This window comes from Mesomycoplasma ovipneumoniae, from assembly GCF_038095995.1.
Classification (GTDB): Bacteria; Bacillota_I; Bacilli_A; order Mycoplasmatales; family Metamycoplasmataceae; genus Mesomycoplasma; species Mesomycoplasma ovipneumoniae_F.
In genome coordinates this window covers 607,423-620,580 of sequence record NZ_CP146005.1, presented here as the reverse complement: position 1 = coordinate 620,580, position 13,158 = coordinate 607,423, and the positions used below count along the sequence as shown (strand labels likewise).

4 protein-coding genes and 3 pseudogenes are annotated in these 13,158 nt (G+C 28.2%); 6 read left to right on the top strand and 1 reads right to left on the bottom strand.

The annotated features are described in order from the left end of the window. Positions 1–87 precede the first annotated feature (87 nt). The 6 genes and pseudogenes from V3249_RS02340 to V3249_RS02315 form a co-directional block, all read left to right on the top strand. A pseudogene (locus V3249_RS02340) lies at positions 88–1,044 on the top strand (hypothetical protein); the annotation flags it as partial. Positions 1,045–1,459: 415 nt separating this feature from the next. Then, positions 1,460–2,350, top strand: a pseudogene (locus V3249_RS02335) (hypothetical protein); the annotation flags it as partial. Positions 2,351–2,578: 228 nt separating this feature from the next. Then, on the top strand, positions 2,579–2,914 hold the full coding sequence (locus V3249_RS02330; protein ID WP_069099682.1) for a hypothetical protein: 336 nt from the start codon (positions 2,579–2,581) through the stop codon (positions 2,912–2,914). Positions 2,915–3,112: 198 nt separating this feature from the next. After that, positions 3,113–4,686: pseudogene (locus tag V3249_RS02325) on the top strand (hypothetical protein). 863 nt (positions 4,687–5,549) lie between these two features. Next, a complete protein-coding gene (locus V3249_RS02320; RefSeq protein WP_341517444.1) occupies positions 5,550–9,311 on the top strand; it encodes a P97 family adhesin in 3,762 nt (1,253 codons plus the stop codon). Between the two features lie 14 nt (positions 9,312–9,325). Then, a complete protein-coding gene (locus V3249_RS02315) occupies positions 9,326–12,259 on the top strand; it encodes a P110/LppT family adhesin N-terminal domain (RefSeq protein ID WP_341517443.1) in 2,934 nt (977 codons plus the stop codon). Between the two features lie 212 nt (positions 12,260–12,471). On the opposite strand, the gene V3249_RS02310 is transcribed toward V3249_RS02315, so the two are convergent. Further along, positions 12,472–12,612, bottom strand: coding sequence for a hypothetical protein (locus V3249_RS02310; RefSeq protein ID WP_252263094.1), 141 nt, complete (start codon positions 12,610–12,612; stop codon positions 12,472–12,474). Positions 12,613–13,158 lie beyond the last annotated feature (546 nt).

The window sequence follows — 13,158 nt, the reverse complement described above, 5'->3', positions numbered from 1 at the left end:
CAAGTTATCATGTAAGAAGAGTAAGGCTTAAAAAGAAACATGTAGACAGGGATAAAATGTTAAGTGTAGAAAAGGTACATTTTTTATATGGCAGTCCAATTAGATTCGAAGTCTAAAGCAAAAAAACAATTAAAAGAACTAAAATATTTAGAAATTGATATTAAAAGTTATTGCTTAATTGAACGGATATTTTCCGATGAAGATTTTCCCAATGATTGTAATAATGAATATCGAGCAATTCCAGACTTTTTATGAGTTTATGTCATGGATTCTTGCGCGGTTGTAGACAATCCAATTGAAACTATTATTGCCTTAGATTACAAACGTGATGATTATGTTTATAATTTAAGACTAGAAGATATCCCAAAAACAGTCTTTTTTTTGAAAAAACTGAAAGACTTTGATTTTTATGATGAAATTAGGTGTTTGTCACGTAGATGAACTGATAAAGATTATTGTCGAAAAAAAGAAAATCTAAGTGATAAATGCAAATGAGAACCCTATTTTTCGGACACTCCCTATGAGACTAAAGATTTTAGAGTACTAATCGTCGCTTTTGAAAATTTTGGTGACAAAAAAAATGTGAATTTTCAATTTCCTTTCCTGCAGTTTTTCAAAAAATGTTCAAATCAAAAGATGAACTAAAAAAAATTGAAAATCTGATAATTAAGGAAATCAAAGAAAGTGTTCCTTATGCAAAGCCAAAAAATTTATCAAATTATCACGAAAAAATCTTTGATTTTTTATCAAATAGATATGAATATAATTCAAAGTTTCTAGATATAAATAAAGCATATTTAGGCAAAAAAGTAGAAAATATCTACAATTTGTTATTAAAAGAGAATTATAATTTTAGTAAAAAAAACCAAAATTAACCCCATTCAAAATGTATTTACTTTTGAAACTTATGAAAATTTGCTTAAAAAATTTGAAAAATACGGGATTAAAAAGCTTGATTTAAACATTGAAAACCGGGATAAATTTATTCTTAGTTGATTTGATAAATTCGGTCCTGAATATCGAAAATATTGCATCCCGAGTTTCCCAGTTTTAAGACAAAAATTCATTTTTTAGCGAACCTAAATATGAAAAAACACCCGTAAATCGGTGTTTTTTGAACGTGAAACCTTAATTTTATTAATGCATTTAATTGCATTTTAAGTAATTTTATGGTATAATTATAAATTATGAAAAAACAAAAATTAACTAAGTTGGTTTAGTAACGATGTTGCAAAAATTAAGGCAAAGGGTTGAATTTAACACTTTAGATCAGCAAATGATATTTAAAAATCGCGATGGTGTCCCTAGCGATCCAAATATTTAGAATAGATATGATTTCTACTTTGATATCTTAATAAATCACTAAAAAAAATTGTAAGTAACTTTTACCAAAAAACTTAAAAAACTGCCTAAAACCAGATGCTTTTTTAAAATTACCTTATCAAACTGGGAAACTCGGGAATTCGGTCCTGAATATCGAAAATATTGCATCGACCTTTTTGGTAAAAATGGTCAATTTTATTATGATAATTTGAATAAATGAACAAATAAAATTGAATTTATCTATTTGCTGCAAATTTTATTTGGTCCTAGATATTATTTTCCCACCGAGAATGTCGACCTTGATGAACCTGATTATTTTATTTTACCAAGCTGAACTAAACTTAAACTGGAAAATTTCCAAATTTTTTACTTTGGCGGCCAAGAATACGGACTTTTTGATGAAATAATTTCCCAATTTGACTCAAAAAAACCAGTTTTTTGGTTTAAACCGAATTATCGTTCTGCTTATAGCACCAACACCGGCCGAATTTCCCCAATAGCATTAAAAAATTTCATTTTATTGTATGTTGACGAGCAAAAAATTTACTACTGATTTGGCCATTCAAATTTATATGATGATATTTACCAAGGTAAATACGAAATTTTAAAATATTATTTTAAACAAAAATTAGTTAAACTTGAACAAGATATTTTTCTGCGAAATAACCAAGATCCGCAGTTTGTTTTTGCTTCTCCATCAAAATCAAATTATTTAAATAAAAATGTAATTGAATCTTCTATGGAAGAACTAATTTTATATCGTGATGCAATTAAAAAATTTCAAGAAGAAACAACTCATGAATTTAAGTATTTTGACGATTTTGTAGAAAATTCGAGTTTATATAGCCAACAAGAAAAAAAATTGATTTTAGAAAGGCACTTTGATTTTTCTTGAAATTCTAGAGACGAAAATTACTATTTTGAAGAAATTTCAAAAACAGATTTTCGCGGTGATTATAGCGAGAAAGCTCTTGATGATGAGAAAATGTTCGCTGATCTTTTCGACGGCGAAAAACTTCGAGACTAAAAATTTTAAATTCTTTTTTTTTAAAATTTTTTAGGTTTTTTATTTTTGTTTATTCAAAAATAAAAATTTTGTTAGAAAAATTTTGTTTATTTGCAAAAATTGCTTGAATTTTTATCAATTTTTTTAAGACGCTGAATTTTTAATGAAATTTTCCCTAAAAAGTTTTAGTGTATGCTATAATTTCATTGAGTAAAGAATTTGAATATAGTATATAAAAAGTGAGAAAACATGAATAAAAAACTGAAACTTTTTAAGTTCATTGTTAATATTATTACTTTTTGATTATTAAGTCTAAGTGTTTTTAGCATACTTTGACATTTTCAAAGTACAAAAAGCTATTCAGATTTTAAACTCACAACCCGTTATTTAGATTTGTTAAATTCAAAAAAATCACTAAATTTTGGTGATTTAGCCGAAATTTTTCCAACCAAAAACCATGAAAATTCGCTTGTTATTAATGCAAATATTAAAAAAGCCCAAACATATCTAAACAAAACAAGCACTAATTCAGTCCCTCCTAATCAGATGATATTGAAATTCAAATTAATCAAGACGGTCGGCTAATTTTAAATAGTTTATCACTTGAATTTGTTAACAAAAAAATGAGCTCTATTTTGAAAATGGTGTGCCAAAACTAAAATTTAAAGTTCATGTTGTTGACTTTAGAGAACTTCAAAATCAAACTCGTGTTGAAAAACCTTCTTTTTTATAAATCAGTATACTAATAATAAAAATGTTAAATGTTGAAAAGGTGGATTTTATATGAAAAACCAATTAGATTTGATGTCTATAGCAAGAAAACAATTAAGAAAACAATTAAGAAAACAATCAATAAAACAATTAAGAAATCTAAAATATTTAGATATTGATTTTAAAACTTATCGCTCAGTTGAAGACATATTTTCCGATAATGATTTTTCCTATGATCCCTATGAAAAATATGAAGCAATTCCAGACTTTTTATGAGTATATGTCATGGATTTTTGTGAGGTTGCAGACAATCCAATTGAAACTATTATTGGCTTAGATTACAAACGTGATGATTATGTTTATAATTTAAGACTGGAAGATATTCCAAAAACAGTCTTTTTTTCGAAAAAACTGAAACACTTTGATTTTTATGATGAAATTAGGTGTTTGTCGCGTAGATGAGGTGACGAAGATTATTGTCGAAAAAAAGAAAATCTAAGTGATGAGTATAAATGAGAACCCTATTTTTCGGACACTCCCTATGAGACTAAAGATTTTAGACTACTAATCGTTGCTTTTGAAAATTTTGGTGACAAAGAAAAATGTGAATTTTCAATTTCCTTTCCTGCGGTTTTTAAAAAAATGTTCAAATCAAAAGATGAACTAAAAAAAATTGAAGCTCTAATTATTAAGGAAATTCAGGAAAGTGTTCCTTATGCAAAACCAAAAAATTTAGCAAATTACCATGAAAAAATCTTTGATTTTTTATCAAAAAGATACGAATATAATTCAAAATTTGTAGATACAAACAAACAATATTTAGGAGAAAATGTAGAAAATATCTACAATTTGTTGTTAAAACAGGGTTATAATTTTTGCGAAAAAACCCAAATTGAACCAATTCAAAATGTATTTACTTTTGAAACTTACGAAAATTTACTTAAAAAATTTGAAAAATACGGGATTAAAAAGCTTGATTTAAACATTGAAAATCGCGATAAATTTATTCTTAGTTGATTTGATAAATTTGGTCCGGAATATCGAAAATTTTGCATCAACCTTTTTGGTAAAAACGGTCAATTTTATTATGATAATTTGAATAAATGAACAAATAAAATTGAATTTATCTATTTGTTGCAAATTTTATTTGGTCCTAGATATCATATGGACACTGAGAATCTCAATCTTGCTAAACCTGATTATTTTATTTTGCCAAGCTGAGCAAAATTAAAACTTGAAAATTTCGAAATTTTTTACTTTGGTGGACAAGAATATGGACTTTTTGATGAAATAATTTCCCAATTTGACTCAAAAAAGCCAGTTTTTTGGTTTAAACCGTATTATCGTTCGGCTTATAGCACAGACACTGGGTGAATTTCACCCATTTCCTTAAAAAATTTCAAGAAGAAACAACTCATGAATTTAAGTATTTTGACGATTTTGTAGAAAATTCGGATTTATATACCCTGCAAGAAAAGAAATTGATTTTAGAAAGCCACTTTGATTTTTCTTGAAATTCTAGAGAGAAAAATTACTATTTTGAAGAAATTTCAAAAACAGATTTTCGCGGTGGTTATAGCGAGAAAACTCGCGATGATGAGAAAATGTTTGCTGATCTTTTCAATGGCAAAAAACTTCGAATCTAAAAATTTTAAATTCTTTTTTAAATTTTTAGCTTTTTTTATTTTTGTTTATTCAAAAATAAATATTTTGTTAGAAAAATTTTGTTTATTAGCAAAAGTTGCCTGAATTTTTTATCAATTTATTTTTTAAGAGCTGAGTAAATAACTTAGCCGATATAAAAACTCCTGAGTTTCCCAGTTTGATGGAAAACATTCACTTTTTATTCAATACAAATATTAAAAAATAACGGTAAATCCGTGTTTTTTGACCTAAAATCTTAATTTTTATTATTTTAAAATTAACATTTTGCAAAAAAAAAAAAAATGCTTGGTCAAAAATAAAGTTATGTTATAATAAACTTCACTTAAGAATAGTTAATAAGTTTGGAAATCAGAATTAAGGGGGAATTACTTATGTTTTGGCATAAAAAAATCAGAAAATGCGAATTATCCATTATGTTTTTAAATATAATGGAATGCTTTAAATTTACCTGTTTAGAAATCTTTAAATTTAGGGCTTTTGGTTATTGTTCTTTCAAAACTTCATATGTTTTTTTAGGCTCGCTGCAAATAAAAACGAGTTTTCTATTTGCATTGAGTTTAAATAGTAGTTGTATTTTTCTATGATTTTTGTCAGTGTTTTAAACTAAAAAAGCAGTTTAAAAATTTTATATTTTGCTTTTTAAGTTAAAATTTTAGCTTTTTTAGTTTGATTAATAAGCAGATTTTGCATTCATGAGTGTTAGATTTAAAATTCAATGTTTTTGTTTTGATAGTTATTTTTCTTGAGTTTGCAGTTTGACGCCGTTCATAGTGATTTGAATGCAAAAATTGGGCTTAATTTTTTAAATTAATGTAGATTTAATTTTACTTTAAGGTATAATTATATGATTATGAGTAAACCTAAACAAAAATCACTATTTAATGTTTTGAGAAAAAATATTTTGTCAAAAACGGGAATAGCAGTTAGTCTTTTTGGAGTTGGGGTTTTTACGGCTACTGCCGTTTTAACTACTCGGATTTCTTATTCGGGTAATCCGCGAGAAAATGTTCAAAATTTTGCCAAAAAAATTAACTTAGTCTCATTTAAATTAGGTGATTTATCTGCTAATGATGATTATTATAGTATAAAAAACATAATTTTTGATGAAAACGGAAACAAACAAAAGGATCTCGATCTTAGTCGCCTTGTTGATGTTTTTCAAAAAACAAATGATCTAAACCAAAAAATTGATCTCACTGATGAAGTTGATATTCATAAACCACACCTAAAATTTGTTGATATTACAGCAAATGATGATAGTCGAAGTTTTGAAATTAAATATCAAGTTAAACAAAAGTTGCCTGACCAAAGTTTTGTGCAATCAGATATTTATTCTCAAGAAATTAGTTTTTTGCAAAAATCACAATTTTTACGATCAAATTTTAGCTCTAAATTACAAAAAATTATCAAACTTTTTCAAACTAAATTTTCTAGTCTAAAAGATAAAAACTCAACCAAAGAATTCTCAGCTGATTCGGGAAATACCCAGGCGACTTTAAATGACAACATTTTTCTAAGGCGAGCTGAGGATATATTAAGTTTTTTGAATTTAGCCCGTACTTCAAAGGAGCTTGAAAATAAAATAAGTAAATTATTACCACAAATCAAGCATATTTTATTTGATATATACAATAGTGAGGAAAATTTAATTCCTGATTCTAATAATAAAATCTTTAATTTTACCTTTGAAAAAAATCAGTTAACAAATGAATATGCCTTTGTTGATGGTAGAGGTTTTTTAAATTTATTTTTGAAAGCTGAATTTAGTTTAGAAGCTCAAAAACTACTTGATTTTCCTGAAGTTAAAAGTTGAATTGAACCAGTTAGAATTGTTGATAATGAAGGAAACTCATTATTTACAACTTCAAAATCTTTAATAGAAAGTATTGAGTTATCAAATACTGAATCTAAAAAATTAGTCAATATTAGTGTTCTAGATTTTCTAAATTTATTACAGACAAAATTCACCTTATCGAACTTTGACATAAAAAACAAAAAAATTAATAAAGAAATCGTTCAAATAATCAATCAAGTTTTAGAAAAACCTTTGAATATTGGACTAAAAAATTCATCAAATAAATTACCTAATCAAGGTGTTAATTTAGTTTTTGATCCTTTTAATGTTGAAATTTCTAAAAATGACAGTAAATTTGACTTAAAATTACCTTATAGAATTCAAATTTCTGAGAAATTTTACGGTAAAGAATCATCGGAAATAGTTGAAGAAAAATTAGGTGTTCTTAACCTAGAAAACTTTAGCATTATTGATGAAAATAGCGACCAAAAAATTGACGATGGACGCTATTTTCTTTTTTTAAATCAAAATTTTGATTTAAAAATGCTCAAAAAAGATGATACTGCTAAGGATAAAAAAGAACTTTCTGAAGTTAAAAAAACTGAAAAAACTGAAGAATCAGAGGCAAAACAAGTTTCTGTACAAGATGATACTGTTTCCACCGAAAGCCAATCTACAACAGCCACCCAACCTGCAGCAACAGACACAACTTCCCAATCTGACACAACAACTCAAACCGAATCTACTACCGAAGCTGAAGGTAATACTCATACCAAAAAACAACCAAAATACAAATACTTTTTACTAGATTCTAACAATCCTTATAGTAAAAAAGAAATTGATCAACTAATTCAAAATAATGATTTTGAAAAATTAAGTCGTCATCTTCAAAGTATAAGTGGTTATAATTATAATTATTCAAATCATGAAAGTCTAATCAAAGCTTGAACCGGAACATTAATTTTCCCATTTGACTATGCAAATAGTTTTAAGACTGATAATTCACTACATGCGCAAAAAACCGGTACAATTTCATTAGATTCGACTCAGTTTTTGCAAAATCCTAATGAAACTGGTGCTTTTTATTCATTTTTAGCAAAACAAAATCCTAGACTTGTAGTTCAAGCATTTGTTGATTTTTTAAAAATATCAGGTCTAATTTTTAATTTTGTTGATCTTGATAGAGATTATAAATTTGATTGAAATAAAATTTTTGAAAGTGCAAGACAAGTTAGACTTAATTCAAGCAATTTTAAGAAATTTAGCTTTAACAATCAATATACCAACCTTGAAAATTCAGGATTTGTATCAACATTATTTTTACCTAAAGATGTTAAGTCCAAAATTTCAACTTTAAAAAATGATGAAAAAATTCTTGAATCATTAACAAGCCTAAACCTTTTTGCCCAAAAAAGCGATCAAATTGCAAAATTTGAAAAAATTGACGAAAATATCGCTAATTTTGAAACTTTAGCAGATGTAATTAGTGCCTTTTATTACAAAGCAGGTCTCCTAAATAATTATCAAAATTGGTCAGAAATTGCTCTTCTAGATTCAGAAATTATTTTTGAGCCAAATGATGAAATTTCACTGAGCGATCTTGAGGAAATTAAAAAACAAAACCCTTCTGTCCAAAGCAAAGATATTTCAAAAAAATATAAGGCTATTAACTATTATTATAAATTAGGAATAAGGGATGAATTTGGAAGAATTAGCACTCCACTTTTTGAAAGCCCAAAAACCATGCTAATACTCAAAACAATTGACGAAAAAACTGCAAAAATTAACGAAGTTACTAAAAAACTCGACCAAATAATCGATGCAATTCCTGTTTCTTACCAAACAATTCACCTTAGTGAAGAAGATTTTAAAAAATTAACTGATGCAAATAGCACGACAACAAGTGGGTCAGGTGTAGCTGCGGTTCAAGCGGCTTTAGTTTCTATTCTTTCTTCACAAATTTTAGAATCAAAATCGTTTGCAAAACCTTTTAGTGATACTGATAAAACTGAACAAGTTCAAGAAACTCAACAAGGTGAACAGACTGGGCAAGTTCAACAAGGGCAAGAAGTTCAAGCTGAACAACAAACTCAAGAATCTGAAACTGAACAAAAAACTGAAGAAGTTCAGCCAACTAAAGCTGAGACTGAGACTCAAACCCCTGTCGAACCTCAACAAGAAGAAGATGAACTTACAAAAAAATTACCAAAATTTGGTGCAGAAATTAGCCAAATTCTTAAACAAAGTTTCACTAGTTTATTTACTTCAACAGAAAAAGATAGTCCTAAATTAAAAATTAACATCGAAATTAAGGATGATATTTTAAAGGATCCAAATAAAAAACTTATCACAATTCAAGTAGGAATTCCAGAATCTTATCTAGAAAAACTTACTGCCGAAGAAAAAACTGATCAAAAAGAAAAAAATGATGAATCAAGTTCAGAACAGCCCAAAACTGATCAAGAACAAAGTGATACTGAAAGCACTTCAGCAGAAAGCCAAACTGGTCAACAACAAGAAGATAATGGAAGCACTTCAGATCAAGGTCAAACTAGTCAAGAAGGTGATGGTGGATCAACCAATTCTGAAACTGTTGAAACAAAACAAGTTTTAACTTCTGAAGAAACCCCAGCAGAACCAGCTCCAGCGGCGCCTCCAGTAGCTGAGCAAACTCCGGCTACCCCACCTATCGAACAGCCAAAAGAAGAAAAATATCGTTATTCAAAAAAATTCAATATTACTGTAATCAAACAAGTTAGCGCGAGTCAAACTTCAAGCGATTCAACACCAGAAACCACAGAGCAAAGTTAAAATAAGGAATTAAAATGATTGCAAAAAAGCATATTAAAATAATAACAATTGGCTTAGGAACGACAATTTTTGCTTCAACGGTTGTCGGTATTGCCCTTGGATTTAATAGTTATAATAAATCATATTTTGAAAAAGTTGCTGAAAAACCTAAAGATTTCAAACTTGATTCTGCTAGTTCAATTGATAAACAACAAGTTTTTGGACTGCTAGATAAGGTCAAAATTCAAACTAATTTTAGTGATTTATCAGCAAAATTAGCGCTTGAATTAGCAACAAATCCTTTATATAGTTTGGATTTAGCGACAGTTTTTAGCTTTGATGAACTAAAAAATAACGGTTTTGAAATTAGTTTTGACCTAAAAGATGTAAAGGTTGAAAATAGCGCAATCAATGATGTTTTAGTTTTTGTTAGCGACCCTAAAACTAATGCAACAGTTACTAAAAAAATTAATTTAACCGGATTTAGCACAAAATCTGACTCAAATCAGCTCGAAAATTTTGATATTGACACAAAAAAATCTTCACTAATTTTAAAATCCAGAAAATTAGTTAGCCCAAGTGAACTAAAAGCAAAAATTCAAGACTCCTATTCAAAATTCTTGAAAAATTTAAGTCCAGCTCGGGCACTTGAACGTGCTTTTATTGAAAACAATATCGGACTAAACCTAATTAACGGACAAAATTTGCCTACTTTTTTAAATTCAAAGCAAATTATCACTCCTGTTTTAAAAGACAAAAATCTTAGTTTTTCAGCACTTGATGATTCAAAAGCGACTTTAAGTCTAAATTTAGAAATTCAAAATTTAGACACAAACACAAAAACAAATTTTGAACTTCCAATTCAAGGACTCTCCAATTTGTCCCAAATTTTTGAAGACTTATCTGTTTTTATCGCCCAAAGTGGTCAAGATATTTTCAAACTAAAACCGCAAGTTCAAGCTGATTTAATTAATAAAGATCAATCTTTAGCAGAAGTTTTATACCAAAAAGCAAATAGCGACTTTAATTTTAGTTCATTTTTTGAATCTAATTTCCTAAAATCTTTTAAATTCCGCGCAAATGATAGCGATATTTGGGATCTAGAAATCATACCTTCTTTGAAAAAAGTTGACGACTCTGAAAAAGATGAACTTTTAAAGGCTCAACAAGTTCGCTTTTTAGTTAAGGTTAGTCCGACAAAAAATCAAAATTTAGCACTAAAAGTCCCAAATTTTGACTTAGAAATAGACTTTCAACCTGATTTAAGACCGCTTGAGCGCAAAATTGCAAAAGCCCAAGGAAGTCTTGCAAAATCAACTAATTTTTCCTTTCAAAAACCTGAAAATAGTCCGACAATCACGGCCACTCAAATTAATTTATATGTTAGCCAAATTTTTGATATAATTAAAAATAACTCTGAAGACCAAGACGACAAAATTATTGAAAAAGTTGCTGCTAATACTTACTTTTTAGAAAAAGGAAAAACTGGAACTCCCGAAGAAATCCAGCAATTTACCAAAGATTTACAAGAACAAATCAAAAAAGACGCCGAAATTAAGCCCCAAAATTCTGATTCTGAAAACAGTCAACTAACTGACAACCCAGGCAGTCAAAAAACTTTTGGACTAGGTGTTTCAATCCTAAAAACACTGCTTTTAGCAAAAAACAATGCCCAAAATGTTGAATTAGAACTAAATTCAACCCCACTTTCAAAAGCTTTAGAGTTAAACTTTAGTCTTATTGATAAACAAACCGGCCAAAACCTAGCTGATTCAAAAATAGTTATTTCCAATATTTTTAGTGAAAAAACTGCTTATGATATTACTCGCGAATTTAATCCTTTAGTTTTTATTGACGGTAAAAATGATGTTGTTCTTCAAGATGATGGCGAGTCAATTCTTAGTGATTTTGGTCGTCCCGAATTGAAATTTAAAGGGAAAATAACTAAAGAAAATGACGGATATTCAATCACAAAAACAATAAAATTCCAACCTAGTCAAACTAGTGCAACTCCTGATTCGGGGGCAGCGGGATCAGCACCTTTAGGATCAACAGGTTCACAAACAGCCCCACAAAATCCAACTAATATTGACAAGGGTTCATTCTTTTTGGCCTTTAAAATTAGCGGAATTAACGATTTTAACAAGCATTACCTAGTTTCATCAAAAGAAGGTAAAGGAATTTTTGTCCAAAGAGTAAAAAACACTCGGTCAAGAGGATCTTTTTTAAGACAAAACGATACTGGAACTGACAGCGGAACAAACCCACCAGCCGTTTCTGAAGCTCAAGAAATCAAAAATGCAAATCCACAATTTGCATATATTTTAGGAATTGATTATGACTTTAAATTTAATTTTGCAAGTGGCGGCGGTGAAGAAGCCAAACCCGTCAGATCCCAACAAGCCCTGATTTTACCACCTGAAGTTCTAAAAGAAATTAAGCCCGATCAGTTTGCCGAACTAACAAGACAGAGCAGCGATGAGACAACAATTACTTTGCAAAATCGATCACTACTTTACCGTAAATTTAACCAGAAAAATAACTTTGAATCAGACACCCAGTTTATTCAAGATGGATCAACAATTGTTGTTGAGATTTCAATGAACAAAGAAAGCGATGGATCTGGAACCTTAGAGGTAAGTGGATATTCATCTTCAAGTCAAAGACCTAAATTTGATAAGGTTTATTCAAAAACTATTTTTAACAAAGATGAACAAGGAAAAACTTCACCAAATAAATTTAACACCTACAATCTTGATTATTTCCAAATTGGACCTAATCCTGATGTGAGTGTAGAAAAACCCAGTGATTCAGATTTTCCAAGGCCAATTTTCCCAGATTCAAAAGCAAAAGTTTTAATTAAGGCTTTTGCGGTTGTAAAAAATTCTGATTTTGGCGATGATGAAAATGCAGTTAAAGTTGCTCGTGATAAAACATTAGAATCTTTTGTAGATGCTTATTTAAACTAGTAAATTTAAATAATTTTAAAAAAAGCCTAATTAAACAAATAAATTACCCCTTTGAGTTTGAACTAAAGGGGATTTTTATTATTTTGAAATTAACCTTTTTCAAAAAAAAAAAAAAAAATCCCGAGTTTCCCAGTTTCATAAGGTAATTTTAAAAAAGTATCCGGTTTTAGGGACTTTTTTAAGTTTTTTGGTAAAAGTTGGTTACAATTTTATTAGTGATTTATTAAGATATCAAAGTAAAAATCATATCTATTTCAAATGTTTGGATCGCTAGGGACACCATCGTGTTTTTTAAATATAATTTGCTGATCTAAAGTGTTAAATTCAACCCTTTGTCTTAATTTTTGCAACATCGATACTAAACCAACTTAGTTAATTTTTGTTTTTTCATAATTTATAATTATACCATAAAATTACTTAAAATGCTACCAAATGCTACTTATAAAATTAAGGTTTTACATTAAAAAAACACCGATTTACGGGTGTTTCTTCATATTTATATTCACTAAAAAGTGAATTTTTGTCTTAAAACTGGGAAACTCGGAAAAAAAAAAAATGCTTGGTCTAGCAAAAAATTGTGTTATAATTAACTTCACTTAAGAATAATTAATAAATTTTTGATATTAGAATTAAGGGGGAATTAATTATGTTTTTTGTCTAAAAAATCAGAAAATGCGAATTATCCATTATATTTTTAGATATGATGGAATGCCTTAAATTTAACCGTTTAGAAATCTACAAATTTAAGGCTTTTAATTATGGCTCTTTCAAAACTTCACATATTTTTTTAGGCTCAATTTAAATAAAAATGAGTTTTCTATTTGCATTGAGTTTAAATAGTAGTTATATTTTTTATGATTTTTGCCAGTGTTTTAAACTAAAAAGTAGTTTAAAAATTT